Below are 25,704 nucleotides of genomic sequence, written 5' to 3'. Positions count from 1 at the left end.
TCAGCCCTGCTGGTAGCGCGCCCAGGCCTCGGCGCCGCTGGCGTTGTCGTGGATGATGGCCATCAGCCCGCGCACCACGGCGGCCGGGTTGGCGTGCTGGTAGATGTTGCGGCCATAGACCATGCCGAGGGCGCCCTGCCGCATCAGCGCAGCGGACTTGTCGAACACGGCGCGAAGGTCCTCTTTGCCGCCGCCGCGCACCAGCACCGGGCAGCGTGCCGCCTCGACCACCCAGTGGAAGTCCTCGGCATTGTTGGTCGGGTCGGCCTTGACGATATCGGCGCCCATTTCGCGGGCGAGCCGGGTCAGCGTCACGATCTTTTCGGCGTCGCCATCCACCATGTAGCCGCCGCGCTCGGAATTGCCCTGCATCACCAGCGGCTCGATCATCAGCGGCATGCCGTATTTTTCGCAGTCGGCGCGCACCCGCGAAATGTTGGCGACGCATTGGCGGAACAGGTCCGGTTCGTCGGGCAGCATGAAGAGGTTCACCACCACGCACGCGGCATCCAGCTGCAGCGCGCCGATCAACGGCTCCGCCTCGTTCTGCAACAGCGCCCACATCGAGCGGTGCCGCTGCTTGTTGTAGGGGTTGCCCATGTCGAGCCGCATCACCAGCGCCGGCTTCTGCTTACCCGGCACCTCCTGCAGCAGGTCGGCCTGGCCGTAGTTCATCTGGATGGCGTCCGGCCCCGCCTTGACGAGGGCGGCGACGACGGCTGGCATATCCTCGAGCCCGTCGAGGAAGCTCGGCTCGTTGCACACCCCATGGTCGATGGCGACATCGAGGCAGCGGCCCTGGCCGAACAGTCGGTTCATGCGGACTTTGTGGTTTGCCATTCGGCGGTCCCTGGATTGCGAGAAATGAGGGTGGCGTCGTCGAGCCCATGCCGTTCGGCGAGCTCGGCGAGGCATGCGGCGCGGGCTGCTGCGCGCCGGGCGGTATCCCAACCCTTCGACTGGCCCAGCTGCGCCAGCGTCGCGTCGATGGCGGCCATCGACAGCGCCCCGGTAATGGCGATGGTGGTGCGGCGCAGCAGCAGGTCGCAGAGCGTCTCCACCTGCTCGGTGCGGATCAGGTGGTCGATCTCGCGGCGCGAGTAGCCGGTGCCCGGGATGGGCTGGTCGCTGCCGCTGCCGATCTCGGCGGCCACCGGCCTCGCGCCGGTGCCGTAGCGCTCCATGAGTTGCGCGACGCGGCCAGGCGCAACGCCGGTGTCAGCGGCCACCATCGCCGACCACGCGCCGGGATCGGCCGGAAAGTCGCGACCGCCACCGATCGGCAGGTCCTCGGTATCGGCAGTGCGGACCAGCCCCAGGCGCTCGAGCACCATATCGGCGGCCAGCGCGCCGAAGGAGCGGAAGGTGGTCCACTTGCCGCCGATCATGCAGAGTGTCGGGATCGCGCCCTCGACCATCTGGCAGAAATGATCGCGCGGGATGCGCCCGGTAACGCTGTCGGCGCTGGCCGGCAGCGGACGCACGCCGGCAAAGCGGAAGACGATCTCGTCATGCGCAATGCGGATGGTCGGGAACACCTGCGCCAGCGAAGCGAGGATGTAGTCGCGCTCGTCATCGTCGCAGCGCACGCTGTCCGGATCGTCGACGCGAATGTCGGTCGAGCCGACCAGCACATTGCCGAGATAGGGAAAGACGATGCAGATCCGGCCGTCCTCGTTCTCGTAATAGACCATGTGCCCGTCGAGCGCCTGGGTGAGCTCGGCATTGGCGATCACCAGGTGCGAGCCCTTGGTACCGCCCAGCATCGGGGCGTTGCTGGCGCCGATGGCGGCATTGGTGAGGTCGATCCAGCCGCCGGTGGCGTTGATGATCAGCTGTGGCGCTATCGGCACGCTCGCGCCGTCGATGCGGTCACGCAGCACGAGCCCGCCACCCTCGCGGGCAATCTCCGCGTGGTTGAGCGCGATGGCATTGTCACCCGCCGCATCGCGCAGCATCTCGATGCCGAGCCGCTCCGGCCGGCTGACCCAGGCGTCGAAATAGGTGGCCGATGCCGTGACCGCCGGGTTGAGCGCCGGCCAGCGCTTCAGCGTCGCGCCGCGCGAGCGGAACTCATGCGCGGGCAGGGCGCGCCGGCCGCCGGTGAACAGGTCATAGAGCGTCAGCCCGGCTTTGATCACCACCGCGCCGCGCCGGGCCGGTTGCCGGGTCAGGCCGAGGAAGCGGAAGGCGCCGTTGAGCAGCCCCGAAAACGTATCAAAGATCGGCACCGTGGTCGGCAGCGGCGCGACGAAATGCGGCGCGTTCTTCAGCAAGCGGTCGCGCTCTAAGAGGCTCTCGCGCACCAGCTTGAACTCGCCATTCTCCAGATAGCGCAGCCCGCCATGCACCATGCGCGACAGCGCGGCGCTCGCTCCCGAACAGAAGTCGGATTTTTCGGCCAGCACCACGTCGACGCCGTTGAGGGCGAGTTCGCGATAGACCGAGATGCCGTTGATGCCGCCGCCGATCACCAGCACCGACATCGCCGGCCGGGCCTTGAGGCGCGCGATGCCGTCCGCCCGGTTCATGCGATGGCCACGAGGTGTGCTGTTGCCGCCCGGTCGATGACTGTCAGCTCGTCGCTGCCGAGCACCAGTTCACCGGCGCGCGCATTGTCGATCGCCTGCGCCGGGTTGCGCGCCCCACAGAGCGCAAACGTGATGCCGGGCTGCTGCAGCGTCCAGGCGATCACCAGCTGCGCCACGCTGGCGTTTCTCGCCGCCGCGAGCGGCGCGATCTCGGCCGCAAAACCCTGCGCATGGCGCCGGTTCTCGACCGAAAAGCGCGGGTCGTCGCGGCGCTGGTCGTCGCCGGTGAACTGGCGCTCTGCCGACACTGTGCCGGTGAGCAGCCCCAGCGCCAGCGAGGAATAGCTGAGCGTCGCGACCTCATGCCGTGTCGCGATCGGCAACAGCGTCTGCTCGATGCCGCGATCGAGCATCGAGTATCGCTCCTGGATCGCGTCGAGCTGCCCGGCGGCCACGTAACTCGAAAGCTCCGCAGCATCGAGATTGCTCGCCCCGATCGCCCGGATCTTGCCGGCCTGTTTCAGCTCGAGCAGTGCCGCCATCGTCTCGGCGACCGGCGTCGTCGGGTCCTGCCAATGGGTGATGTAGAGGTCGATATGGTCGGTACCGAGCCGCTTGAGGCTCTGCTCGACCTCCCAGGCGATGCCGTCGGCCCCGAGATAGCGGTGCACCGGCTTGCCGGCTTCGTCGAAGAAGTGGTTGCCCTTGCCGTGCCGCCAGTTGAGCCCGCATTTGGTGGCGATCACCACCTGGTCGCGCTTGCCGCGGATCGCCGCGCCGACCAGCTCCTCGCTGCGGCCGAGGCCGTAAGCCGGGGCGGTATCGATCAGCGAAATGCCGGCATCGATCGAGGCTTCGATCGCCTTGATGGCGGCGGCTTCGTCGGTGCCGCCCCACATCCAGCCCCCGATGGCCCAGGTACCAAGGCCGACGGCCGATGCAGAAATGCCGGAGCGGCCGATCAGGCGAGTCAATTGAGTCACGAACGGGCCTCGGAAAGTGCAATGACGCTGCGGGCGGTGGCCTCGTCGGTCACCAGCGTGTCGAGATGGTTGCCGCGCATGGCGGCGAGGATCGGCGCGGCCTTGTTAGGGCCGCTGGCGACGCCGATGGCGTGCGGGATGCCGGCCAGCTCTTCGAGCGTCAGCGCCACGAGGTTGCGGTTGGGCGCGTAGTCGGCAAGCCGGCCCTCGGCGTCGATCAGGTGGGCCAGCAGTTCGCCCGCCGCACCCGAGCGCTCGATATCCCGCCGGTCGTCCGACGAGGTGGGGAGCAGGTCGTAATAGCTGGAATCGTCGCTTAGGATCGAGCCGATGCCGACGATCGCGAGGTCCGCCTCGCGGGCCCGCCGCAACACCTCGCCCACCGAGCGCATGCTCATCACCATGCTGCGCTCCGCCTCGCTGTCGGCGAACAACGGCGCGTGCATCTGATAGGCGCGGCCGCCCAGCTTGTCGGCCAGCGTCGTCGCGATGTGGTTGACGTCGGTATAGTGCTTGCCCTGCACCAGCCCGGTCGCCGGCACCACCTCGACATCATAGCGGCGGGGTGGCTTGATCCCGGCAATCAGCGCGCTCAAACCCTTGCCGCCGGTGACGCAGAGCCGGTCGCCGTCCTTGATCAGGTCGAGCACCAGGTTCGCCGCCACGGTGCCGACGCTCTGCAACGTCGTCTGCGGATTGTCCGACACTGTCGGCGCGACGAGGGCCCGGCTGATGCCGCCAATGGCGCAGAGCTGTTCCTCGATGCCCACCAGGTGCTCGATCGGCGATTTGATCTTGATCTCGACCAGCCCGAGCGCCCGGCCGCGCTTGATCAGCCGGTTGACGGTGGCATGGCTGATGCCGAGGACTGTCGCGATCTCCGCCTGGGTCTGGCCTTCGACGAAGTGCATGACGAGCGCCTGATGCATCTGGCGGGCTGCGGCGATGTCGTCGCGGGTGGAACTGGGGGCCATGGGAGTACTTTCTCTCGCCGGGAGGTCAGGATTTCCGGCGGTTGAGGAAATGATCGATCGAGACGGCAGCCAACAGGATGCAGCCCTTGATCATGTCCTGCCAATAGACCGACACATCGAGCAGGATCAGCGACGAGGTCACCACCGAGAGCAGTGCGATGCCAAGGATGGCGCCGAAGATGGTGCCGGCGCCGCCGGTCAGCGAGGCGCCCCCGATCACCGCCGCGGCGATGATGTTGAGCTCCATGCCGACGCCGAAGGTCGGCGTCGCCGCGCCGAACCGGCTCATGTAGATGACCCCGGCGAGGCCGGCGAGCGTCGAGCACAGCACCGTCACCCAGAACTTCACCTGGCGGGTGCGGATGCCGGAATACTCGGCCGCCTTCTCGTTCGAGCCGGTGTAGAACACCTTGCGGAATGCCGTGGCGCGGCGCAGCAGGAAATCGAACAGCACGACGATCGCGACGAAGATGATGATCACGTAGGGCACGCCCTGGAACTCGCCCTGGCCGATCGCCTTGAACTCGGGCGGCAGGGTGAACAGCGACAGCGGCGTGCCCTTGGTGATGACGAGGCAGAGGCCGCGGACGATCACCATCGCAGCGAGCGAGGTGATGAAGTGGTTGAGCCCGACGACGGTAACGAAAAAGCCCATGCCGGCGCCGACCAGGGCGCTGGCGGCGATGGCGATGAGGCTCGCCGTCCAGGGGTCGAGCCCCATCAGGAACATCGAGCCGCCGACCACCATGGCGAAGCAGACCACCGAGCCGACCGCGAGATCGATGCCGCCCACGATCAGCAGTACCGTCATGCCGACCACGACGATGCCCTCGATCGAAAAGCTCATCAGCATAGCGCGGAGGTTTCCCCACGTGGCGAAGTGCGGTGAGGCAAAGCTCATCGCCACGCAGAGCGCGAGGATGATGACGATGAGGCCGGCCTCGCGCATCGCGCCGAACCGCCCCAGCGACAGCCCGGACCGCACCGCGGGAACCACCAGCTCTTCCTGTTTGCTAAGCGACATCGGCGAAATTCCCTCCTACACCCGAGGCGAGGCGGATCACCGCTTCCTCGGTCATTGCTCCAGTGACTTCGCCGGCAATCCGGCCGCCGCGGATGACGATCACCCGGTCGCTGATGCCGAGCAGTTCGGGCAGCTCCGACGAGATGACGATGATGCCGACCCCATCCGCCGCCAGCTCGCGCAGCAGCTTGTGGATCTCGGATTTGGCGCCCACGTCGATGCCGCGTGTGGGCTCGTCCATGATGATCACCCGCGGCTTCACCGACAGCTGTTTGGCGATCGCCACCTTCTGCTGGTTGCCGCCCGAGAGCGATGAAACCGGGTCGCCGATGGCGCCCATCTTCACCCCCAAGCGGGTGCAGAGGGTAATCGCCTGCGTCAGCTCGAGCCGCCGATCGACCAGCCCGTTCCGCGTCAGCTTCCTCAAGTCGAGCGCCGAGACGTTCGCGGCGATCGACAGGTCGAGGAACACGCCCGAGTGCTTGCGGTCTTCCGACAGGTAGACGATGCCCGCTCGGATCGCGTCGGTGTAGTCGGCAATGGCGACCGCCTTGCCGTCGACGCGGATGCTGCCCTGGGTGGTCGGTGCGAGCCCGCAGACGCCGAGCGCAATCTCCGTCCGACCGGCGCCGATCAGGCCGCCGAGCCCAAGGATTTCGCCGCGCCTGAGCGTGAAGGACACGTCGTTGAACTGCGCACCATCGCTGAGCCGCTCGACTTCGAGCAGCGGTGCGCCGGGCTCCCCGGCGAGCTTATTGGGATAGAGCTGGGTAATCTCGCGGCCGACCATGCGGCGCACCACGTGGTCCGGCGTCACCTCGGCGATGCGGTCGGTCGAGACGTACCGCCCGTCGCGGAAGACCGTGACCCGATCGCACAGCGCGAAGATTTCGGCCATGCGGTGCGAGATGTAGATGATCGAGATGCCGCGCTGTTTGAGCCCGCGGATAATGCCGAACAGCGCCTGCGTCTCGGCTTCGGTCAGCGCGGCGGTCGGCTCGTCGAAGATCAGCACCCGGCAATCGAGCGTCAGCGCCTTGGCGATCTCGACCAGTTGCTGATTGGAAATGGACAGTGCGCCAACCCGCCGCGTCACCGGGATCGGCGCCAGCCGGTTCATTACCTTCTGGGCGGTGCGGTTGAGCTCGGCGAAGTTCATCAGCGGGGCGCGGCGGGCGTTGGTCGCCGCCATCAGGATGTTCTCGGCCACCGTCGCGTCCTTACAGAGCGCGATCTCCTGGTGCACCAGCCCGATGCCGAGGCGCTGCGCCTCAGCCGGCGAGCCGATGTGGACCGGCAGGCCCTCGAGCCGGATTTCGCCGCTCGACGGGGCGAGGATGCCGGCGACAATGTTCATCAGCGTCGATTTGCCGGCGCCATTCTCGCCGCAGAGCGCGTGGATCTCGCCGCGCTCGAGCGTGAAGTCGACTTCGGCCAGCGCCTGCACGGCGCCGAAATGCTTGGAAATCTTGCGGATTTCGAGGACGTTGCCGCCACTCATATCGTCCTCCTTGGGATGGTGCCGGGGCGCCCGCAGGCGCCCCGGGTGTCGCCTGTTATTCTTCGATGCCCTTGGTGCCGCGGCGCTTCAGGTACTTGTCCCAATAGAAGTCGTCGGCGTTTTCGGCGGTGACGATCGAGAAGCCATTGTCGACGAACGGCACGGCCATGCCGTTCTTGCCCGAGCGGGCGGTATCGTTCATCGGGTCGATCAGGTCGGGGTGGTTGGCCAGCCACAGCAGCATGAAGCCCATATAGCCCTGCATGCCCTGGTTGGGGTTCACCGAGCCGAAGATCTCGCCAGCCTTGATCATGTCGAGGATGTTGGCGTTGACGTCGGCCAGCATGACGCGGACCTTGCTGCCATTCTCCTTGCTGGCCTGCGCCGCGCCGATCGCCGAATTGGCTTCCGGCATGAACACCGCGCCGAGTTCCGGGTTGGCCTGGATCAGGCTCAGCACCGCCTGGTACGCCTTGGTCGGATCCTGGTTGGATGCGGCGCGGCCGACCAGCTTCATATCGGGCCACTTGGCTTCCATGCGAGCGATGAACGCCGCGACGCGCTTGTCGTGATTGTCCTGGCCGGGATTTTCGAGCACGGCGTATTCGCCCTTGCCACCCATGGCCTCGGCCACCGCGTCAGCCGCATAGGTCCCCTCGGCGAGGTTGTCGGAGGTGATGAAGCTGACGCGCTTCGAGTTCGGCGAATCCGCCGCGAAGGTCACGACTGCCGTGCCCTGGTCCACGGCGCGGTTGATCGGCTCGATGAACGGGTCGGAGTTCATCGGGTGCACCAGGATGCCGGCCGGGTTCTGCGCCAGCGCCTGGTCGAAGCTGGCGATCTGCTTGTTGACGTCGTATTCGGGCGTCCCGGTATAGGCGGTCTCGCAGCCGAACTGCTGGCCGGCCTGCTTGAACATCTCGTAGACCGGGAACCAGTACTCGACCCCCGAGACCATGACGTTCATCACGTATTTCTCACCCGGCTCGCACTTGAACGGGTTGGCGGTTTCGGCAGTGGCGTACCCGGCCATCAGGACCGGGGCAGCCGCTGCGATCGCGAGCGTGCTCAGAATTTTGCGCAAGTTTCCTCCCTCTGGCCGAAGCCAGCTCCAACGGTTTGGTGCCGCCGGCCCGCTGGCCGGTGGTCGATAACTGGAAGCCGGGGCTCCTCCGAACCCGTGGCGTCGCGACCATTGCGCAGGCCTCGATTGACCGTCAAGATAATTCAGTGATTGAAATTTATTGCAAGAATGATCGGCGGATCAGCTGAAAATCGCCCGGTCCGCGGCAACGATCCCGGCGAGGTAATCGGCCACCACCGCCACCCGCCTGAGCGCCCTGAGGTCTTCATGCACCACCAGCCAATAGGCGCGCTGCAGCACGATCTCCGGCAGCACGCGGTGGAGCGTGGCGTCGCGTCGCGCCATGAAGCTGTGGAGGATGCCGATGCCCGCGCCGGCGCGTACCGCCTCGAACTGGCCGAGGGCCGACGACACTGAAAGGTCCGAAGTCCAGCCCTTCAGCACCTCGGTGGTATAGTCGAGCGCCGGCGAAAAGATCAGGTCGTCGACATAGCCGACCAGCCGATGCTGGCCCAGCTCCTCCGCCGTTGCCGGGGCCGGGCGGTTGGCGAGGTAAGCCGCCGAGGCATAGAGCCCGAGGGTATAGTCCACCAGCTTTCGTGCCTTGAGCCGGCCTTCACGCGGCAGCTCCAGCGTCACCGCGATGTCGGCCTCCCGGCGCGACAGCGAGAAGGTGCGCGGCACCGGCACCAGCTCGAGCCGCAGTCCCCGGTGCTTCTCTGCCAGCGCCCCGAGCCGTGGCGCCAGGTAGCCGACGCCGAAGCCATCCGGCGCGCCGATGCGGACGGTGCCGCTCAGCGCCAGGTCACGCGCCGCCACCGCCTCCTGGGCTCCCAGCATCTCGCTTTCCATGCGCTCCGCGAAGGGCAGGAATTTTTCGCCTTCGGCCGAGAGGCTGGTGCCGTTGGTCCGCCGCACCAGCAGCGTGGTGGACAGCGCTGCCTCCAGCGCATCGATCCGGCGCGCCGCCGTGGCGTGGTTGATCCCGAGCGCCCGCGCCGCCCCAAGCAGCTGCCCGTTGCGCACCACGGCGAGAAACACCCGGACGTCGTCCCAGTTCATCGAAGGTGAGTCCTTGCACAACGGATGTGGAATCTTGGAGGTTGCTGCGCACCAAGCGTAGAGCGATGACCGCCTGGCAACAAGGAGGATCCATGCGCACCATCGGTCATTTCATCGCCGGCAACCACGTCCCAGGCCGCGCGGCGGCGTTCACCGAGGTCTTCAATCCGGCCACCGGTGAGATCACGGCGCGTGTCGCGCTGGCCGGAGCCGCCGAAATCGACGCTGCGGTCGCCAGCGCCGTGGCGGCACAACCGATATGGGCGGCGACCAACCCGCAGCGCCGGGCGCGGGTGTTCTTCAACTACGTGGCGCTGCTCAACCGTGAGATGCATGCCCTTGCCGAACTGCTGTCGTTCGAGCACGGCAAGACCATCGAGGACGCGAGGGGCGACATTCTCCGCGGCATGGAGGTCGCCGAGTTCGTCGCCGGCGTGCCTCACCTGCTGAAGGGCGAGTTCACCGAAGGCGCGGGCCCGGGCATCGACATGTACTCGATGCGCCAGCCGCTTGGAGTGGGCGCCGGCATCACCCCGTTCAACTTCCCCGCCATGATCCCGCTCTGGATGTTCGCCCCGGCCATCGCCGCCGGCAACGCCTTCATCCTCAAGCCCTCCGAGCGTGCCCCGTCGGTACCGTTGCGGCTCGCCGAGCTGCTGCTCGAAGCCGGTCTGCCTCCGGGCGTTCTCAATGTCGTCAACGGCGGCAAGGCGGCGGTCGATGCGGTGCTCGCGCATCCCGATATCGCGGGCGTCAGCTTTGTCGGCTCGACCCCGATCGCTCGTTACGTCTATACGCAGGCGGCCGCCGGCGGCAAGCGGGTGCAGGCCTTTGGCGGCGCCAAGAACCACATGATCGTCATGCCCGACGCCGACATGGACAAGGCCGCCGACGCCCTGATGGGGGCCGGCTATGGTTCAGCCGGCGAGCGCTGCATGGCCGTATCCGTCGCCGTCCCGGTCGGCCGCGACACCGGCGACCGCCTGGTCGCCGCGCTGAAGCCACGGATCGAAGCGCTGCGCGTTGGTCCAGCCAGCGACCCGGCCTCCGAGATGGGACCGCTCGTCACCCGCGAAGCGCAGCAGCGCGTCCTCGGCTACATCGAAAGCGGCATCGCGCAGGGCGCCGAGTTGGCGGTCGATGGCCGCGGCTTCCGTCTGCAGGGCTACGAGGACGGCTTTTTCGTCGGCCCGACGCTGTTCGACCACGTCACCGAGGAGATGGATATCTACCGCGAAGAAATCTTCGGCCCGGTGCTCTCGGTGGTCCGCGCCGACAATTACGAGCAAGCCCTCGGCCTGCCCATGCGCCACGCCTATGGCAACGGCGTCGCCATCTTCACCCGCGACGGCGACACCGCCCGCGACTTCGCCTCGCGCATCAATATCGGCATGGTCGGCATCAATGTGCCGGTCCCGGTGCCGCTCGCCTACCACTCGTTCGGCGGCTGGAAGGCCTCATCCTTCGGCGATCTCAACCAGCACGGCACCGATTCGATCCGCTTCTGGACCCGCACCAAGACGGTCACCGCCCGCTGGCCCTCCGGCATCCGCAACGGCGCGCAGTATCAGATGCCGACCATGGCGTGAGTGGACGCTCCGCCCCGTCCTCAATCGGCTTGCTCTGCCTGCACGTCGTATTGCTGCCGGGATGCGGCTATGCCGCTCTGCTGCGACCTTGCCCAGGCTGCCAGGGTCAACAGTGGCACGTGCAGCGAGTGGCCGCGCTCTGTCAGTTCGTAGTCGACGCGCGGCGGAATGGTCGCAAACGAAGTGCGTTTGACCAGTCCGTCGCGTTCCAGCCCGCGAAGTGTCATCGCCAGCATTCGATGGGAGACACCCGGTATCGCCCGCTGCAGGGCATTGAACCGCATGGTGCCGCCGGACAGTACGCCCACCACCATGATCGTCCACTTGTCTCCGACCCGGTCCAGGATTTGTCCCAGGGCCTTGCAGTTGGCCGCGCCTTCGGCCGCGTAGTCGATCTCGACCGGCTGCAGGTTCGGCTTGGACATTTGGCTCTCCTTGGCCGCCAGGTACGGTCACCCGTGATCGTGACGATCAGTTCTGACCGTTCTTGCGCGATGTTCCGGTTACCATCATATCGCTACGCACTAAAGGTTCGTAACGGAAGGTTCCAGCATGAATATCGGTGTAGGCGGCGCGAGCGGCAAGCTCGGCCAGGCAGTTCTGCGCGAGCTACAGGCCCGCGCTCCGGCACACAGGCTCATCGCCATATCGCGGACGCCCGAGCAGGCGCCGGCAGGGGTGGAAGGCCGGCTGGGCGACTACGACCGGCCGGAGACTCTGGCCAAGGCCTATGCAGGCCTCGACCGTCTGCTGCTCATCCCGACCAGCGATATGCGTCCGGGCATGCGGGGCGACCAGAATATCGCCGGCATCCGCGGGGCGGTCGCAGCCGGAGTGAAGCACATCGTGCTGATGTCCGCCGCGGGGACGCGCGAGGAGGAGGAGCCCGCCATTGGAGCATCCTACTGGCGGGGTGAGCAGGAGCTGATCAAGACGGCGCCGAAGTGGACCGTGCTGCGGATGAACTATTACGCGGAAAGCCTCCTCGACGAAGTGCAGACGTCGGCAGCGCAGGGCGCCCTCGCCGGCATCGCCGAGAATCGCGTTGCATTCGTCTCGCGCGACGACATCGCGGCAGCGGCAGCCGGCATCCTCATAGGCGACGGCCACGCCGGCGCCATCTACAACGCCACGGGTTCACGCAGCTATACCGGGGCTGAGCGGGCTGCCCTCATCTCGGAGGTGATGGGCAAGCCCCTCGGCTACATCACGGTCCCGGCCGAGACGCTTCGCGCCGGAATGATCGAGGCTGGCCTTCCCGATTTCGTCGCCAACGCCGTAGTCAGCATCCAGAGCATCTTCGCCGATGGCGCCCTCGACATCGTCACGGGGGACATCGAGAAGCTGGCCGGGCGACCGCCGCGGGAGCTCCGCGACCTGGTGTCAGAGCGTTTCAAGCCATCGGTGAACTGAGGACCGCAAAACAAGGGTCAAGCCGCTCATCTTGCTCACTTCCGTTGGACTGGCTGGGGCGCTAGGATTCGAACCTAGGAATGGCGGTACCAAAAACCGCTGCCTTACCACTTGGCGACGCCCCAACGCGCGCGTTCCTACACGCTTCACAATACCGACGCAACCAATCGGAAATCGCCGCAGTTAGGCGCTTGAGTTGCCTCGGGACCGAGTCTATAACGCGCCTCGTTAGCCACTGGCCGCCCGCCGCACCGTCCCGGAGTTCGGCACCACGGGTCCAGAGGCAATCTGACGGAGTATAGCGCAGCCTGGTAGCGCACCTGCTTCGGGAGCAGGGGGTCGAGTGTTCGAATCACTCTACTCCGACCAATCAACCCCGGCCTCCCGCGAGGCCGGGGTTTTTCGTTGGCGACGGGTTTGCCGGACGGGCTCGGCAATCAGAAGCTAGCGTGTCGTCGACCGTCGTTGGCAGTTTCTTGCATTCGCCAGAACATCCGAGAGTGCCGCGGAGGGGGTAATCTCAGAAGCAGCGCCAACGTCAGACTGTTTCGCCCGTCGTTAGGTCCGCTTAGCGCCACAAGCGGTCGCTGAGAAAGCTGTCGGGCGCCGGCTCTGCACATCTGTAGGGCGAGGCTGGAATCGCCTAGCAACGGTCACACGACGACAGTTTCCATCACGAGCTGCTCGATGCGGCCGACGAGCCAGGCGAGTCCGGCATCCATCAGCGCTACGCGCGGCACGACCAGGCTCACCTGGCTGGGCCGCCCATGGTCGAACGGCAGGGGTGCACTGGCCAGCCCGAAGCGATCGGAGAGACTCGCGACCAGTCGCTTGGGCATGGAGCCGATGAGATCCGACTCCGCGATCGTAGCCAGCGCCACGACGAAAAGCGGTACGGTAAGTTGCACACGGCGTGACCGCCCGAGCGATGCCAGAACTTCGCCGGTGTAGCTCGCGGGGTCGGCGCGACCCGAGACGACGACGTGGTTGGCGGCGCAATAGGCGTCGAGCGTGGGCTCTGCAAGGAACGGATGCCCCTTGCGCGCAACGACGACGAATTCGTCGGTGTAGAGCGTTCGCGCCACGAAGCGCGACGGCACCTCACCAAAGGTGACCGCGGCGATATCGACGCGCCGGGCGTCCAGTTCCTCGAACACCGGATCCCACGGCCGTAGCTGTGCGGGGTCGGGCATGAGCTGGCGTGTGCCAATATCGATGCCCGGCCCCTTGGCCGCGAGGTCGGCGAGCAGCATCGGCAGCGGCACGATGGCGCTGCCGTCCGGCGACCCTATGATGAAACGGCGTCGTGAAGTCAGGGGATCGAACGGCTCGGCCGTGGCCATGACGCGTCGCACGCGCGCCAGGATATCGGCCACCGGCTCAGCCAAAGCCAGCGCCCGCTCGGTGGCGACGACACCCTTCGGCGTCTTCAGGAACAACGGATCGTTGAGCTGCGAACGCAGCCGGCCGAGCCCGTGACTGACCGCCGAGGGCGACAGATTGAGGCGAAGAGCAGCTCGCCCCACGTTGAGTTCATCGAGAACGACCTCGAAAAGCACCAGCAGGTTCAGATCGATACGAGAGAGATCAATTTCGTGCAGCATAATGCTGAAATCATATCACTGGCTTCAGAATACGGCAATCTGGCAATCAGACGACCGCGGGTTGGGCGATCAACTGGAATCTATCGAATGTACAAGAACCTGATGCTTATCGGCGATCGCATAGCGACGCGAGACTATGTCTCCCGTCCCGACGCCGCCGCTCCCAAGCGGCCTCGCCGCCCTGCACGCAAGCCAGCCAAGCAGGAAGCGCTCGCAGACGTGGAATTGTTCCTCCGCAACGGAGGGTTCTCAGGATGATGGCCTTCCGCCAAGCGCTCGCGCTGAGAAAAACCCCCGCGGACGTCGCCACCCGGCCATACCCGGATATTCCTGGTGACGCGGCCGCGATGGTCGGGTTCTGGAAGGAATCCGGGCCCGGACTTTGGTTCGCCAAGGACACAGCCTTCGACGAACGGTTTCGATCCCGCTTCCTCGGCCTGCACGAGATGGCCGCGCGCGATGAGCTGGCCGACTGGGCAGATGCCCCCTATGGCGCACTTGCCCTGGTACTGTTGCTCGACCAATTCCCGCGCAACGCCTTCCGTGGCACGCCGTGCATGTACACCACCGACCCCCTCGCGCGATACGTGGCGACCGCGGCAGTTGACTGGGGATACGACCTCGCGGTGGAAGCAGCGCTGCGCGTGTTTTTCTATCTGCCCTTCGCACACTCGGAGGACATGGTCGACCAGGACCGCTCGGTGCGACTCAGTTGGCACCTCGGCCCGCCCCATTCGGTCCGAGCGCAGCACCACCGCGAGATCATCCAGCGCTTCGGGCGCTTCCCGCACCGCAACGCCATCCTCGGCCGACCTACCACTGACGAGGAGCAGGCCTTTCTCGATGCCGGCGGCTTCGCCGGCTGAAATTACCGACACGGAGTAACAACATGGCCATCATGATGATCGCCGAAATCGCCGGCCAGACGCCGGGCGGTTACGAAGCAACGCTCAAGGCCGTCTCGGAGGCGATGAAGAGCGCGCCCGGCTTCCTGATGCACAGCGCGCACCAGACCGAAACCGGTTGGCGCGTGATCGAGGTGTGGGAGGCCAGGGAGAATTCGGCGCAGTTCTTTGCAGCCCACGTTGCCCCCAACCTGCCGGCGGGCATTCATCCCAAGGTGACGTTCCAGCCGCTCCACGCGGTGGTAACGCCCTAGCCAAGCCTTGAACGAAAAGGGCCCCGAGCGAATGCCCGGGACCTTTCCAACGCGTGCGCCCGAGTCAGCACAGAGGGCGCGGGCCTCGACCCGGCGCTTCTAACATCGTTGCTCTCGAACGAGGTCTGCCTCGCGCCACAAGCGGACGTTCGCCGCACTCCACAAACGAGGAGCTCATGACCAATCGTCAACGGACAAGGGACGCGCGCGCCGCCCCGCCGCGCCACTACTTCTCCAGTAGCCAAGAACGCGGCCAGGGCGCGCTGTTGGTCGTCCACGACGACCCCCGCGAGGCCGTGCTTCGCCCCATCGCACCCTCCGCACGGTGGAGGTAGATATGGACCTCTTTTCTGTTCTCAAGACGCTTCACGTCTTGTCCGCAACCGCATGGGTGGGCGGCGGCCTCCTTGGCACCGCGCTCGGTATGATGGCCGCTCGAAGCCGTAGCGACGAGCAACTGCTGGACACGATCGCGCAGCTCAAATGGTGTGCCCAGCGCATCTTCGTGCCCCCCTCCTTGGCGACCCTCGCCTTCGGCCTGGGCATGACCTGGCTTGGCGACCACTGGCTGGACCTCTGGGTGCTGATTGGTTTGTGTGGCATCGCCGCCGTCATAGTTCTCGGCGCAACTGTTCTCGGGCCGCGCATCGAGCGCATCCTTGCGCTCCGCGCGGCGGGACGGTCCGCGGACGCAGTTCGGCTCGCCCGTCAGGTACTTCTTGCGGCGTCGTTCGACGGCACGATCCTCGTCTTGGTCGTCATCGACATGGTGCTGAAGCCGACCCTCGACGATTGGCCGATCCTCGCCGGCCTGGGCGCAATCGCCCTGGTCGCCGTCTTGGTTCTTGTGCCCCGCGCGCTCGCCGCACCATCACCTCATGCGCTTGAGGAACACAGACCATGACCACAATAGCCCGACTTCTCCAGCACACCGAGATTCCGACATTGGAACAGAACATCGATCCTGCACCGGATCCGGTAGCAGTGCCGGCCGAGGCCATCGCCGTTATCCGATATTGGTGGCAAGCCGGACCCACGGAATGGTTCGCCGCGAACCTCGATTTCGACCGCGAGTTTCGCGACGAGGGCGGGTACGCCGGCTGAGCGAGCGACATAACCAGACCTACCAAAGGACCCTTCCCATGAACATCCTGATCATCGGCGCGAGCCGAGGTGTTGGACGTCTTGCTGTCGAGCAGGCGCTCGATGCAGGTCATCACGTGACGGCATTCGCACGCAATCCATCGTCATTGCCAATCCATGAGCACCTCACCTTGGCACAGGGCGATGCGACGAACGATGCCGATGTCCGCAAGGCAGTCGCGGGCCACGACGCTGTCATCAGTGCCTTGGGTAGCGACCATCGCCGTGGGCCGACGCAACTCTATTCGACCGCGACCACCAATCTCATAGAGGCCATGAGCAGCGCCGACGTCAGCCGGCTCATCGTCCTCTCAAATTTCGGCGTCTTGTCCGAAAGCTCGCATCATCCCCTGACCGCGCTACTCGTGTGGGCCGTACGCCTCGGCATCCGCCACACGCTCGCCGACCACCGTCTCGCGCTGCGGTACCTACAGCGATCGACCCTCGACTGGACCGCGGTCCGGCCGATGGCGCTCACAGATGGGCCCCGCACCAGGAACTATCGCGTCGTCCGCGACGGCCTGCCGAACGGTGGCACGCGCATTTCAAGCGCAGACGTCGCCGACTTCATGCTCAAGCAACTCATCGATTCACCGTTCAAGGGCAAACTCCCCGCGCTCGCGTATTAGGCGTTCTGACCGCCTCTGACGTGGAAACCGATCAGCGTCGCGGCGGCGTAGAGTCGGCAGTTAGCGTGAGAGAACTGATCGAGGTCGCCAAACGGGGCGCGGCGCTGAATTGCTGGTCGGGCACAAAAGATCAAAAGGAGTCTAATCATGACGATTCACCGCAGCAACCCGCCGGAAAAGCTTCCGCCGCAGGCGCCGGCGCTCCTTCCACAACCTTCAATAAAGGAAATTCGAATGAATGAGGCGAGCCCTACCTGCCAGCTCATTCGCGCTGGTTCGACCTACCAGGGGAAGCAGGACCTGACCTACCTGCATGGCATATCCAAGGAAACAGTGGGTGCGCAGGCAATCTGCATGCACGTGCTGACTATGCCGCCGGGTGCCCGCGCCAAACCACACCTCCACGAACACCACGAGACGGCGATCTACGTGCTTTCGGGTCGGATTGACGCCTGGTACGGGGAACAGCTGGAACACCACATCGCAGCCGACGCCGGGGATCTGTTCTACATCCCTGCAGGGGTGCCGCACCTACCGGCCAACCTGACCGCGTCACCGGCTTCCGCCATAGTTGCCCGAACAGATCCCAACGAGCAGGAAAGCGTTCTGCTGCTCCCGCATCTGGATGCTCGGGGGGTTCAAGCAACCTCCCCTTGACGGGGCGCCCCACCGTCCCCAAGCGCCAAAAGGAGAAACCCGTGTCGCGCGATCGAGGGTGGGACCGCCGAAGTGCCGCCGGTTACGGAACAATCCCGCGGCAGGCCCACGCCAAACTGGCGAACGAACGCGGGCCGTCAGGTCTCCCGCTTTCGTATGCATCTCGAACTGCGGCGGTTGCTCTATTGAGCTCCTCTGCTTCGAGTTGGCCAACAAACTTGCCAAGCGGTCCTTCGCCGGCAGCTATGGGCGCCCACAGGTCATTGAAGTCGCGGTAGTCCATGCGGACCATCAGCTGTTCCTCCGCCACGTTGTCCAGTCCTTGGTCGACGAAGGCTCGTTTCATTTCGCCAGGCTGCATCATTGGCTGGAAGACATAGCGGTTGCGAAGCTGGCGCCCACCTTCCGACAGCATTGCGATGGTGTCCACGATCATACGCATCCCGGACATGCCACCCAGATGGTCCCACACCACCGCCGCCACGACGCCGCCTGGCCTGACGACTCGGCGCATTTCTCTGATTGCCAGCGGCGTATCCGGGACAAAGTGCAATACCAGCATCGCCATCGCACGATCAAATGTCCGATCCCCAAAGGGCAATGCAGTAGCGTCCGCCTGTTCGATCGTGACCCGCGGATCGGTATTAGCCTGCCGCGCGGCCTCGACGAATGCCGGAGCGTAGTCGATGGCTCGGATCTCGACGGGCTCGCTTCGTGTGGCGAGTTCAAATGTCAGGCTGCCCGTACCACACCCGACGTCGAGCAGCTTCTCGCCGGCAGCGAGCCCCGCAAACTCGACGAATGCGGGTGCCAGCTTGCGACTCCATCGCCCCATGAGTTGCTCATACCCGGACGCCTCGTGCACGGTGAATGTGGACGCCATCTTAGCACTCCCGGAATGGCCTGGAACGAGTTGGACAACCTAGAACACGAGGCCCAGCGCGCCAAGACGCGATGGTCCGGCGCGCCGAAATCAGCACGGTTGTGTACGCCGGAACGCCCGGATCGAACGCGCGAGAAGCCCGGAAATGCTTGCACCATACTTTACATGCGGGCGGCGGTGACGTGTTAAGGTTGTAGACCATTATTCAAACGGCCATCGACTGGTGAAATCGGCGGGATACGGGTCTGCTCCGCGCCAGAAGCGGACCTAGTGACGACAGGGTCACATACTGCCGTCGCTCCACCTAAGGCAGGCGCGGGGCGAGGGGTGCGGACGGTCTCGCCTTCGAAAAGGCAAGGCGCGCTCTTCGAAGTTAGTCAATCTGGACGCCGGTGAAGCGCTCGAAGGGCTGCCAACAGCCGGCTGGCCGCCCCTGGCTCAATGACCCTAGCGTCCCGCTGCGACCCCGGTGCCGCGGCTGTATTGTGAACCGACAAGGCCCAGCCGGACGAGACTCTCGCCGGTCGCTAGGATGGCTTCTTTCGGCGCGCGCGGTTTCCAACCCAGAAGGCGCTGCGCCTTTTCCCCGCTCGCGTCCAGTTTGACACCGAGGAGCGGCACCAGGCCCTTCATTGCTGCATTGGTGAGGGCCATGGTCTTGATGACCACGTCGGGGATCTGGTTCGTAGAAATTTTGGCGCCTGCTGCTCCCATGTTCTCTTTCAGGATCTTCGCGATCTCGGCCAGAAAGAGGCTGTCGCCCGAGGTTGCTAGGAAGCGTTCGCCGTTTGCCGCCGGATCGGTCATAGCCCGCAGATGAAGGTCCGCCACATCACGCACATCGACGACACAGCTCTTGATCCTGGGATAGCCCGGCTGTCCGTCCATCATCTCCTTGATGGTCCGGATTGAGTGAGAATAGTCCGGCCCCAGAGCCGGACCGAGCACCATGGTGGGATTCACCGCCGCGAGCTGCATTCCTTGCCCTTCCGCTGCGATAAAATCCCATGAGGCACGCTCTGCGAGCGTCTTCGATTTTTGGTAGGGTGCGACGTTGCCGCTGAGATCGCTCCAGTCGGTTTCGACGAAGGGGCGGTCGAGGGTTTTGTAGCCGAGGCCGATCGCACCGAACGCGGAGGTGAGAACCACACGCTTCACGTTGGCGGCGCGCGCTGCGCGAAGTACCCGCAGGTTGCCGTCAACGGCCGGCCGCACCCAGTCGTCTTCTGTCTGGTGGTTGCCGGACGGGGTGGGCGAGGCGCCGTGGAACACATAGGTGCAGTCTCGTGTGGCCTCGTTCCAGCCCTCATCCGAGGCGAGGTCGGCGTGCACAAACGAGAGCCGCTCGCCGGGTTCGGCGCCGCCGGTCTTCAGGTTGCGGCGGACTTCTTCATCCCGTGAGAGGTCGCGCACCGTCGTCTTGATGCGGTAGCCCGCCGCCAAGAGGGACAGCATGCAGTGCTGGGCAATAAAGCCAGTGCCGCCGGTGACCAGGACGAGTTCGTTCATTTGTCGGCTCCGTTTTCCATGAGGAGCAAAATAATGCCGCGCTACCGTACGTTGAATAATTGAAAGTGCGCTATTCATGCGCGATAGTACGGAAATGGAGATCGATCCCCTTTCCGACGTTTTGAGACTGATCAAAGCGGAACCTACAGTAACCGGCGGCTTCACCGCGGGCGGTCCTTGGGCAATCCGCTTTCCGGCGCGCGACAAAGTCAAGTTCTTTGGTGTCGTTAGAGGGGAGTGCTGGGCCCGCGTCGAAGACAGAGGCGAGGCAGTCAAATTCGAGACGGGCGACGTAGGACTGCTTGCTGAGCAGCGTCCATTCGTCCTGAGCAGCGCACCGAGCGTGACACCTGTGGACGCAGTGACACTCTTCTCCGGTGCCGGTCGCACCACTGCCGTGATTGGCGACGGCAGCGCGTTCGAGCATTTCGGTGGGCACGTGCTATTCGATCCGGCGCAAGCATCGCTCGTGAGGAATGTTCTTCCGGCTTGGATCCACATCCGAGCGACATCCCCCGAGGCCGTTGCTTTCCGGGCATTGTTCTCGCAGCTGGTCATCGAGCGCGCCGACGCTAGACCCGGCGGACAGCTTGCCTCGACGCAGCTCACCCAGCTGCTCTTCATCCATATTCTGCGAGCGCATCTGAAATCGGGAGGCCCAATGGCCGCCGGATGGCTACGCGCCCTCGCTGATGCGCGGATAGCTCCTGCCCTTCGACTAATGCACGGGTCGCCCGATCGTCCGTGGGGTCTCGAGGAGCTTGCCCGCGCTTGCGGCATGTCCAGAACGACGTTCGCCTCTCATTTCAGGGAAACCGCCGGCGTTCCGCCCCTAACCTATCTTACTGACTGGCGTATGCGCCTGGCCGAGCAGGCCCTGCGCGAAACGGCCACCCCGATGGCCAGCATAGCGCAGAGGCTGGGTTATGCGTCGGAGAGTGCATTCAGCAACGCCTTTAAGCGCGTCACTGGGAGGTCGCCAAAGACCTTCCGGCGATCGGACCAGCCGTCCGCTTCGTCGTCGCTCGATCCTCCGGCCGCCGAAGTTGGCCTCGGCTGGACATAATCCGGAGCCAGCCAGGCCCACCCTGGGGGTCGACGCGCTGGCGCGCCAACGACCGCTTGGGGCCAGAAGCGGACTCTGGTGACTGTCCGCTCTGCTGGGCGCGCAGGAGCTTGGTTGTAAGCGCCGATGAAGAGCCCAGTGTCCGGCCCGCCTAACTCTCCGCACGCGACCCCTGGCCCACGATGACCGCTGCCTCTATCGCCTGTTGCTCGCCCCAGCCGGCGCCTTCCTGCATAGCTGCGTTCAGGCGTGGCGGCGGTAGCCGTTTGGACAGTTCGGCCACCAGGCGTTGGTGGGTGACCTGTTCGGTCCACTCCCGGCTGGCGCTGCCTTTGGCATAGAAGGCCTCGGTAAACCCCAGCAGCCGGGCGGCGAGCTCCGCTTCTCCTTCGAGGGCGGCCACCAGTGCCAGGTGTTCCCCGGCACGAACGATTGCTGCCGGCCAGCCGAGCGCTCTCGCCTCTCGCAAGCTCTCGCTTGCCGCCTGGCGCGCCAGTTCCGTCTTGCCATCCGACAGCAGGTATGAGGCGAGGTTGCTGAGGCCCAGGGTCGCCTGCCGGCGGTTGTGGTCCGGGCCGCCGAGCATGCGTCGGATCCCATCGATGGCATTCGCCACGTCGCCGGCAATGAAGTCCATTTCTGCGAGCGCGATCTGCGCGCTTGCGACACCACGGGAATCGCCGACGCTCCTGCACACGGCCATGGATCTGCCGATCAAGGTTCGAGCCGCCGCGACGTCACCACCCAGATATGCCGCCACGCCTTTCGAGCGGAGGCAACTCGACAATGGCTTAGTGGGGCCAAGCGGCTCAAGCACCTTCAGGGCATCCTCCAGATACGGCAGCGCTTGTCCGATTGTCTCCATGGTCAGCAGCGCGGCCCCGGCGCGGGCCAGGGCTTCGCCGAGCTCGAGATCGCGGCCGGCGGACCGGAACAGCTGCACCGCCTGATCGGCAAAGGAAAAGCCGGAATGATCGCCGTGCGCGCTGTTGGATGTCCTCGACAGATAGAGGCGCGCGGCGATTTCGGGCGGGGTAGCTTTGTCGATCTGGAGCATCGCCGCCTCGCTCCAGCGCTCGCGTTCCCGGAACAGCGAAAGCTCATCCCAGAGCCGGATGCTTAGCGCGGCAAGCTGAACACCGAGCTTGGCCTCGCCTTCAGCTCCAAAGGCCCATTCGAGCGAGGCACGCACATTGTCGAGTTCCGGTTCATATCGACCCAACCAGGTGACGGTCGGCGTCCTGGGCCAGGTCTCCCGGGCCTCGGTAAATCGATCAATCAGATAGGCCGCGAGCTCTCGCTGCCGACCCGGCTCGCCAGTCTCGCCTTGCTTCTCCAGGGCATATCTGCGCGTCGTCTCGAGCAGCCGATAACGCGGCTCGGCCTCCGTCAGATCCACTGCCACCAGCGACTTTTCCACCAGCGAGGATAACAGGTCGAACACCTCATCCTCGGCTATCGGCTCGCCGCTGGCGACCCGCATCGCCGATGCCAGCGAGCAGCCGCCGGCGAAAACCGCAAGCCGGCGCAGCAGCGCCTGTTCTTCGGCCTGCAGCAGATCGTAGCTCCAGTCGAGCATGGCGCGCAGCGTCTGGTGATGTCGCGGGCCGGCCCTCGTCGACCGACGCAGCGTCATGAACGACGCGCCGAGATTGCTGGCCAGCCAATCGGGACCCATCATCTTGAGACGCCCGACCGCCAGCTCGATGGCCAGGGGGATGCCGTCGACCTGTTTGCAGATGCTGGCGATAGCGGGCGCATTGCCCTCATCAAGCACGAACCCGTCGATCATGGCGGCGGCGCGATCGACGAACAATTGCACGGCGCTGTGAGCGACCGCGACAGCCGGGCTTATTGCCTCCGAGCGGGCCGGATAGGCGAGGCTCGGCACCCGATATTGGCTCTCACCGGAAACCGCCAGGCTCTCGCGGCTGGTCACGAGGATCGAAACCGACGGGCAGGCGCCCAGCAGCATCTCGACGAGCCTTGCCGAGGCTGTGACCAGGTGCTCGCAGTTGTCGAGAATGAGCAGCACGTCTCGCTGCTGCAAATGGGCGATTGCGCTCTCGATGGCTGGCCGATCGCCGGCCACGGGCACCCCCAACGCACCACACAGCGCTTCTCCAACCAATTGTGGATCGGCAATCGAAGCCAGTTCGACCAGCCAAACCCCGTCCGCATATCCCCCGGCGAGCCGGAAGCCGGTTTCAACGGCCATGCGGGTCTTACCCGCGCCACCCGGTCCGGTGAGCGTCACCAGCCGGTATCGGCGGAGGCGGGCGAGAACCTCCTCCACCTCGCCGTCGCGACCGACCAGCGAGGTCATCTGACGCGGCAGGTTATGCGTTTGTTGCGTCCGGCCGAGGGACTGGTCTCGCACCGTCGGCGCGGCATCCAGGTGGTATGGCGCCGGGTCGGCCGCCAGCCGCAGCAATGCCTTCGTCTCGGCGGCCGGCTCGACGGACAGTTCGCGCAAGAGGATATCGCGACAACGCTGGTATTGCCGAACGGCGAGGGCCCGCTCACCTGCGGCGAGGTGCGCCCGGATCAAGGCGCGATGCCCCGGTTCGGCGAGCGGGTCGATCTCGACCAGGCGGGAGGCGATGGGTTCGGCATCCTTGTGGCGTGCCGTCCGTTCGTAGGCACCAAGCAGCCATTCGAAGCGTTTGGTCGCGATCGCCCGGAGTTCGGCGCGCCGGGCCTCGAGCCATTGCTGGCCAAGAGGATCGCGAACGTTCAATCCCTCGAGGAATTCCCCCTTGTACTGAGCCACCGCCTGCTCCAGGTCCGCAACGGGGCTATCGGCCTCGACCTCAAGCAATGCGACGTCGGACTGCACCATGCCCGAGGCAAAGCTCAGCTTCTCACGGTCGACCTTGAGCACCTCGCTGGCCTCTGCATTGAGGGACCGCCGAAGCACGGCCAGGGTCTGGCGCAGGCTCTGGTGCGCCTGGGCCTCGCTTCGCTCGCTCCACAGCAAAGCCGCAATCTCTTCGCGGCTGCCGCTTTGCCTTGGACGGAGCGCCAGCCATGCCAGTATGAGACGCGCCGTCTTGAGCCTGAGCTCGACCACGCCTCCGTCTTGCAACCGTGCTTCGAACGGGCCCAGGAGGTTGAGATACAGATGGGGCGAGGTCACGGCCCGTTTCGCTCACTGTTCTATCGACTAGGTGAACCGTAGCAGACAGAAAATCACGAGCAAATCACGTTACTCGCATGCCGGGATCACGTGGCCATTACGTCTGAGCCATACCTTTAATGCCCGATGCCGTTCTGGCGTGAAGCCTGAAGAGTGGCATTGCTTGCGCCGCTGGCGGGCCACAGCTCGCGACGCGACTATCCTGGCTTGGTCAGAGTCTTTCCAGGCCTCGCCGGGAACGGTGCAGCGCATGCGCGTATCAGCGGATCTGCCTCATCGTCCCTGGCCAACTGTCGCGACGGAAGGAGGTAGGCACCATGAGTTTCAATTCTGGCCGCGTGTGCACGGTACCCAAGGCTATCGCACAGCAATCCTGCGTTCGCGGGGAGGCATAGATGGGTGATGTTCAGTTCGCCTTCCAGGTGGCGCGATATATCGGTGGGCGTGGCGGAATTGCTTTCGACAAACCGGTGCGGGCCATTGCCGCCCACCCCATAGCGGCGGCCGAAAGGGTGATGCGGACCAGGCTCTACCTGTTAGGTGAGCCGGAAAACATCTTCGCGGAGGTTTCGTATCTCACCCCCGACGGCGATGAAGAGCGCGTGCTGCTCTATCACGATGGATCGGTCGCAACGCCGTTTGCCGTCCCGGCACCGTCGCGATAGGGGAGCGCTTTGGTGACGCAGCCGGCGCTTGGGTGGCTTCAAGCGGCCGGCTGCAGGCCCGGCGCAACAGGGACCTGGCCGAGTTTCAGGCTATGTCGCAGGCCGTGAGGCGAGCGTTACGGCGCTACGACTCACGCGCACAACCGGACGCAACGCACCATTGAAAGGTGATTACTGCGCGACCTCTGGGTCGGCGTGGCGACGGTCGCTCCGACCTCGGCGCCGCCCGAACGGTCGATGTCGCTCAACCCTGGGGGCAGGCTCCGGCTCGTTCCCTCCCTCATAAGGGATGAACGAGATCTGGTCAGCGGCCGGGCAACAGCCCGAGAGTTGAACCAAAATGCTGTCTACCAGCCCTTCATTTCCGATCTCATATTGCAGATGAGGTGATTGCATTTTTTGCAATCGTTCTCATTGTATTTCCCGTCGTGCTTGCATATTCTGATTGCATGAACGGCAAGCAGCGCAAGACGCTGGCAGCAATTTTCACGGACCCGGTTTCGGGGACTATCGAGTGGGCTGCTATCGAAAGCCTGCTGGTGGCAGTCGGCTGCGAGGTTGTCGAAGGCAACGGGTCTCGCGTCCGCTTCGTGTTCAAGACCCACGTGGCCAGCTTTCACCGCCCGCACCCCGAAAAGGAAGCGAAGCGGTATCAAGTGAAGGACGCGCGGGAGTTCTTAACGCAGATTGGAGTGAAGCCATGAAGGCAATGAGCCACAAGGGCTATAGCGCGCGAGTGGAGTTCGATGCGGAGGATGGGTTGTTCGTCGGCCACGTTGCCGGCATCCGCGACGTGGTCGGCTTTCACGCGGATACGGTCGCTGATCTGACCAAAGCGTTCCATGAGGCGGTGGACGACTATTTGGAGACCTGCGCGAAGGTTGGGAAAGACCCGCAGAAGCCGTTCTCGGGCAACATGATGCTTCGCGTGGACGCCACGGTTCACGCGAGAGTTTCGATCGCCGCTGAGTTGTCGGGCAAGAGCCTGAACCAGTGGAGCGAGGAAGTTTTGGCGGAGGCTGCGTCCAGGGTCTTAATGTGATCTAGCTGGGCCGGCTCAACCGTGCCACGCCGTCTCCACGATGTAGA

25 protein-coding genes and 2 tRNA genes are annotated in these 25,704 nt (G+C 65.1%); 13 read left to right on the top strand and 14 right to left on the bottom strand.

The window, feature by feature from the left end; genetic code table 11:
- The 8 genes from ACSQ23_RS05770 to ACSQ23_RS05735 all read right to left on the bottom strand — a co-directional run bounded on the left by ACSQ23_RS05770 (position 1) and on the right by ACSQ23_RS05735 (position 9,159).
- Positions 1–840 (bottom strand): class I fructose-bisphosphate aldolase, encoded by an 840-nt coding sequence (locus tag ACSQ23_RS05770; RefSeq protein ID WP_436090022.1) that lies wholly within the window; start codon positions 838–840, stop codon positions 1–3.
- Complete coding sequence (locus ACSQ23_RS05765; RefSeq protein ID WP_436090021.1) at positions 816–2,531, bottom strand: glycerol-3-phosphate dehydrogenase/oxidase; 1,716 nt, start codon at positions 2,529–2,531, stop codon at positions 816–818. The genes ACSQ23_RS05770 and ACSQ23_RS05765 overlap by 25 nt, the downstream gene beginning before the upstream one ends.
- On the bottom strand, positions 2,528–3,514 hold the full coding sequence (locus tag ACSQ23_RS05760; RefSeq protein WP_436090020.1) for an aldo/keto reductase: 987 nt from the start codon (positions 3,512–3,514) through the stop codon (positions 2,528–2,530). Before ACSQ23_RS05760 ends, ACSQ23_RS05765 begins: the two co-directional genes overlap by 4 nt.
- The gene (locus tag ACSQ23_RS05755; protein ID WP_436090019.1) at positions 3,511–4,488 is read right to left on the bottom strand and encodes a sugar-binding transcriptional regulator; all 978 of its coding nucleotides are present in this window, start codon (positions 4,486–4,488) and stop codon (positions 3,511–3,513) included. The genes ACSQ23_RS05760 and ACSQ23_RS05755 overlap by 4 nt, the downstream gene beginning before the upstream one ends.
- A 25-nt stretch (positions 4,489–4,513) precedes the next feature.
- Entirely contained in the window at positions 4,514–5,437 is a 924-nt protein-coding gene (locus ACSQ23_RS05750; protein ID WP_197421061.1) for an ABC transporter permease, read from the bottom strand.
- A 64-nt stretch (positions 5,438–5,501) separates the two neighbouring features.
- Positions 5,502–7,013, bottom strand: a complete 1,512-nt coding sequence (locus tag ACSQ23_RS05745) for a sugar ABC transporter ATP-binding protein (protein WP_055873802.1) — start codon at positions 7,011–7,013, stop codon at positions 5,502–5,504.
- Between the two features lie 55 nt (positions 7,014–7,068).
- Positions 7,069–8,097, bottom strand: coding sequence for a substrate-binding domain-containing protein (locus ACSQ23_RS05740; protein ID WP_055873799.1), 1,029 nt, complete (start codon positions 8,095–8,097; stop codon positions 7,069–7,071).
- Between the two features lie 180 nt (positions 8,098–8,277).
- A complete protein-coding gene (locus tag ACSQ23_RS05735; protein ID WP_055873796.1) occupies positions 8,278–9,159 on the bottom strand; it encodes a LysR family transcriptional regulator in 882 nt (293 codons plus the stop codon).
- Between the two features lie 92 nt (positions 9,160–9,251).
- On the opposite strand from ACSQ23_RS05735, the gene ACSQ23_RS05730 reads away from it, so the two are divergent.
- A complete protein-coding gene (locus ACSQ23_RS05730; RefSeq protein WP_055873794.1) occupies positions 9,252–10,748 on the top strand; it encodes a CoA-acylating methylmalonate-semialdehyde dehydrogenase in 1,497 nt (498 codons plus the stop codon).
- A gap of 20 nt (positions 10,749–10,768) precedes the next feature.
- Here the strand turns inward: ACSQ23_RS05730 and ACSQ23_RS05725 are convergent, their stop codons facing one another.
- A complete protein-coding gene (locus ACSQ23_RS05725) occupies positions 10,769–11,173 on the bottom strand; it encodes a winged helix-turn-helix transcriptional regulator (protein WP_055873792.1) in 405 nt (134 codons plus the stop codon).
- A gap of 127 nt (positions 11,174–11,300) precedes the next feature.
- Between ACSQ23_RS05725 and ACSQ23_RS05720 the strand changes: the two genes are divergently transcribed.
- Positions 11,301–12,161, top strand: coding sequence for an SDR family oxidoreductase (locus ACSQ23_RS05720; RefSeq protein WP_436090018.1), 861 nt, complete (start codon positions 11,301–11,303; stop codon positions 12,159–12,161).
- Between the two features lie 50 nt (positions 12,162–12,211).
- On the opposite strand, the gene ACSQ23_RS05715 is transcribed toward ACSQ23_RS05720, so the two are convergent.
- Positions 12,212–12,286, bottom strand: a tRNA-Gln gene (locus tag ACSQ23_RS05715).
- 167 nt (positions 12,287–12,453) lie between these two features.
- Between ACSQ23_RS05715 and ACSQ23_RS05710 the strand changes: the two genes are divergently transcribed.
- Positions 12,454–12,530: transfer RNA gene (locus tag ACSQ23_RS05710), tRNA-Pro, on the top strand.
- A 284-nt stretch (positions 12,531–12,814) separates the two neighbouring features.
- On the opposite strand, the gene ACSQ23_RS05705 is transcribed toward ACSQ23_RS05710, so the two are convergent.
- Positions 12,815–13,765, bottom strand: a complete 951-nt coding sequence (locus tag ACSQ23_RS05705; RefSeq protein ID WP_436090017.1) for a LysR family transcriptional regulator — start codon at positions 13,763–13,765, stop codon at positions 12,815–12,817.
- Positions 13,766–14,112: 347 nt separating this feature from the next.
- Between ACSQ23_RS05705 and ACSQ23_RS05700 the strand changes: the two genes are divergently transcribed.
- The 6 genes from ACSQ23_RS05700 (at position 14,113) to ACSQ23_RS05675 (ending at position 17,353) form a co-directional block, all read left to right on the top strand.
- Positions 14,113–14,631 (top strand): DUF924 family protein, encoded by a 519-nt coding sequence (locus tag ACSQ23_RS05700; RefSeq protein ID WP_436090570.1) that lies wholly within the window; start codon positions 14,113–14,115, stop codon positions 14,629–14,631.
- A gap of 23 nt (positions 14,632–14,654) precedes the next feature.
- The gene (locus ACSQ23_RS05695) at positions 14,655–14,924 is read left to right on the top strand and encodes a hypothetical protein (protein ID WP_436090016.1); all 270 of its coding nucleotides are present in this window, start codon (positions 14,655–14,657) and stop codon (positions 14,922–14,924) included.
- Positions 14,925–15,261: 337 nt separating this feature from the next.
- Positions 15,262–15,828 carry a DUF2269 family protein gene (locus ACSQ23_RS05690; RefSeq protein ID WP_436090015.1) on the top strand — a complete coding sequence of 189 codons (567 nt, stop codon included), beginning with the start codon at positions 15,262–15,264 and terminating at the stop codon, positions 15,826–15,828.
- On the top strand, positions 15,825–16,028 hold the full coding sequence (locus ACSQ23_RS05685) for a hypothetical protein (protein ID WP_436090014.1): 204 nt from the start codon (positions 15,825–15,827) through the stop codon (positions 16,026–16,028). Before ACSQ23_RS05690 ends, ACSQ23_RS05685 begins: the two co-directional genes overlap by 4 nt.
- A 38-nt stretch (positions 16,029–16,066) precedes the next feature.
- Positions 16,067–16,696 carry an NAD(P)-dependent oxidoreductase gene (locus tag ACSQ23_RS05680; RefSeq protein WP_436090013.1) on the top strand — a complete coding sequence of 210 codons (630 nt, stop codon included), beginning with the start codon at positions 16,067–16,069 and terminating at the stop codon, positions 16,694–16,696.
- A 234-nt stretch (positions 16,697–16,930) separates the two neighbouring features.
- The gene (locus tag ACSQ23_RS05675; protein ID WP_436090569.1) at positions 16,931–17,353 is read left to right on the top strand and encodes a cupin domain-containing protein; all 423 of its coding nucleotides are present in this window, start codon (positions 16,931–16,933) and stop codon (positions 17,351–17,353) included.
- A gap of 82 nt (positions 17,354–17,435) precedes the next feature.
- Here the strand turns inward: ACSQ23_RS05675 and ACSQ23_RS05670 are convergent, their stop codons facing one another.
- Together ACSQ23_RS05670 and ACSQ23_RS05665 are read right to left on the bottom strand one after the other, a co-directional pair.
- Positions 17,436–18,236, bottom strand: coding sequence for a class I SAM-dependent methyltransferase (locus ACSQ23_RS05670; protein WP_436090012.1), 801 nt, complete (start codon positions 18,234–18,236; stop codon positions 17,436–17,438).
- A 447-nt stretch (positions 18,237–18,683) separates the two neighbouring features.
- Positions 18,684–19,745 carry an SDR family oxidoreductase gene (locus ACSQ23_RS05665; protein ID WP_436090011.1) on the bottom strand — a complete coding sequence of 354 codons (1,062 nt, stop codon included), beginning with the start codon at positions 19,743–19,745 and terminating at the stop codon, positions 18,684–18,686.
- Positions 19,746–19,821: 76 nt separating this feature from the next.
- Here ACSQ23_RS05665 and ACSQ23_RS05660 point away from each other — a divergent pair, with 76 nt between their 5' ends.
- Entirely contained in the window at positions 19,822–20,811 is a 990-nt protein-coding gene (locus ACSQ23_RS05660) for an AraC family transcriptional regulator (protein ID WP_436090010.1), read from the top strand.
- A 151-nt stretch (positions 20,812–20,962) separates the two neighbouring features.
- On the opposite strand, the gene ACSQ23_RS05655 is transcribed toward ACSQ23_RS05660, so the two are convergent.
- Positions 20,963–23,950 (bottom strand): AfsR/SARP family transcriptional regulator, encoded by a 2,988-nt coding sequence (locus ACSQ23_RS05655; RefSeq protein WP_436090009.1) that lies wholly within the window; start codon positions 23,948–23,950, stop codon positions 20,963–20,965.
- A gap of 395 nt (positions 23,951–24,345) precedes the next feature.
- Here ACSQ23_RS05655 and ACSQ23_RS05650 point away from each other — a divergent pair, with 395 nt between their 5' ends.
- The 3 genes from ACSQ23_RS05650 to ACSQ23_RS05640 all read left to right on the top strand — a co-directional run bounded on the left by ACSQ23_RS05650 (position 24,346) and on the right by ACSQ23_RS05640 (position 25,657).
- Complete coding sequence (locus ACSQ23_RS05650; protein WP_436090008.1) at positions 24,346–24,615, top strand: hypothetical protein; 270 nt, start codon at positions 24,346–24,348, stop codon at positions 24,613–24,615.
- Positions 24,616–25,064: 449 nt separating this feature from the next.
- On the top strand, positions 25,065–25,319 hold the full coding sequence (locus tag ACSQ23_RS05645) for a type II toxin-antitoxin system HicA family toxin (RefSeq protein ID WP_436090007.1): 255 nt from the start codon (positions 25,065–25,067) through the stop codon (positions 25,317–25,319).
- Positions 25,316–25,657: a type II toxin-antitoxin system HicB family antitoxin gene (locus ACSQ23_RS05640; protein ID WP_436090006.1), complete on the top strand. Its 342-nt coding sequence runs from the start codon at positions 25,316–25,318 to the stop codon at positions 25,655–25,657. Before ACSQ23_RS05645 ends, ACSQ23_RS05640 begins: the two co-directional genes overlap by 4 nt.
- Positions 25,658–25,704 lie beyond the last annotated feature (47 nt).

Source organism: Devosia sp. LjRoot16 (assembly GCF_964252795.1).
GTDB lineage: Bacteria > Pseudomonadota > Alphaproteobacteria > Rhizobiales > Devosiaceae > Devosia_A.
This window is presented reverse-complemented; position numbering and strand designations above follow the sequence as displayed.

Excerpts from the sequence above, each read along its gene's own strand:
- ACSQ23_RS05770 (WP_436090022.1), bottom strand. The coding sequence starts at position 840 with ATGGCAAACCACAAAGTCCGCATGAACCGACTGTTCGGCCAGGGCCGC.
- ACSQ23_RS05765 (WP_436090021.1), bottom strand. The coding sequence starts at position 2,531 with ATGAACCGGGCGGACGGCATCGCGCGCCTCAAGGCCCGGCCGGCGATG.
- ACSQ23_RS05755 (WP_436090019.1), bottom strand. The coding sequence starts at position 4,488 with ATGGCCCCCAGTTCCACCCGCGACGACATCGCCGCAGCCCGCCAGATG.
- ACSQ23_RS05750 (WP_197421061.1), bottom strand. The coding sequence starts at position 5,437 with ATGCGCGAGGCCGGCCTCATCGTCATCATCCTCGCGCTCTGCGTGGCG.
- ACSQ23_RS05745 (WP_055873802.1), bottom strand. The coding sequence starts at position 7,013 with ATGAGTGGCGGCAACGTCCTCGAAATCCGCAAGATTTCCAAGCATTTC.
- ACSQ23_RS05735 (WP_055873796.1), bottom strand. The coding sequence starts at position 9,159 with ATGAACTGGGACGACGTCCGGGTGTTTCTCGCCGTGGTGCGCAACGGG.
- ACSQ23_RS05730 (WP_055873794.1), top strand. The coding sequence starts at position 9,252 with ATGCGCACCATCGGTCATTTCATCGCCGGCAACCACGTCCCAGGCCGC.
- ACSQ23_RS05725 (WP_055873792.1), bottom strand. The coding sequence starts at position 11,173 with ATGTCCAAGCCGAACCTGCAGCCGGTCGAGATCGACTACGCGGCCGAA.
- ACSQ23_RS05720 (WP_436090018.1), top strand. The coding sequence starts at position 11,301 with ATGAATATCGGTGTAGGCGGCGCGAGCGGCAAGCTCGGCCAGGCAGTT.
- ACSQ23_RS05705 (WP_436090017.1), bottom strand. The coding sequence starts at position 13,765 with ATGCTGCACGAAATTGATCTCTCTCGTATCGATCTGAACCTGCTGGTG.
- ACSQ23_RS05700 (WP_436090570.1), top strand. The coding sequence starts at position 14,113 with ATGGTCGGGTTCTGGAAGGAATCCGGGCCCGGACTTTGGTTCGCCAAG.
- ACSQ23_RS05695 (WP_436090016.1), top strand. The coding sequence starts at position 14,655 with ATGGCCATCATGATGATCGCCGAAATCGCCGGCCAGACGCCGGGCGGT.
- ACSQ23_RS05690 (WP_436090015.1), top strand. The coding sequence starts at position 15,262 with ATGGACCTCTTTTCTGTTCTCAAGACGCTTCACGTCTTGTCCGCAACC.
- ACSQ23_RS05685 (WP_436090014.1), top strand. The coding sequence starts at position 15,825 with ATGACCACAATAGCCCGACTTCTCCAGCACACCGAGATTCCGACATTG.
- ACSQ23_RS05680 (WP_436090013.1), top strand. The coding sequence starts at position 16,067 with ATGAACATCCTGATCATCGGCGCGAGCCGAGGTGTTGGACGTCTTGCT.
- ACSQ23_RS05675 (WP_436090569.1), top strand. The coding sequence starts at position 16,931 with ATGAATGAGGCGAGCCCTACCTGCCAGCTCATTCGCGCTGGTTCGACC.
- ACSQ23_RS05670 (WP_436090012.1), bottom strand. The coding sequence starts at position 18,236 with ATGGCGTCCACATTCACCGTGCACGAGGCGTCCGGGTATGAGCAACTC.
- ACSQ23_RS05665 (WP_436090011.1), bottom strand. The coding sequence starts at position 19,745 with ATGAACGAACTCGTCCTGGTCACCGGCGGCACTGGCTTTATTGCCCAG.
- ACSQ23_RS05660 (WP_436090010.1), top strand. The coding sequence starts at position 19,822 with ATGCGCGATAGTACGGAAATGGAGATCGATCCCCTTTCCGACGTTTTG.
- ACSQ23_RS05650 (WP_436090008.1), top strand. The coding sequence starts at position 24,346 with ATGGGTGATGTTCAGTTCGCCTTCCAGGTGGCGCGATATATCGGTGGG.
- ACSQ23_RS05645 (WP_436090007.1), top strand. The coding sequence starts at position 25,065 with ATGAACGGCAAGCAGCGCAAGACGCTGGCAGCAATTTTCACGGACCCG.
- ACSQ23_RS05640 (WP_436090006.1), top strand. The coding sequence starts at position 25,316 with ATGAAGGCAATGAGCCACAAGGGCTATAGCGCGCGAGTGGAGTTCGAT.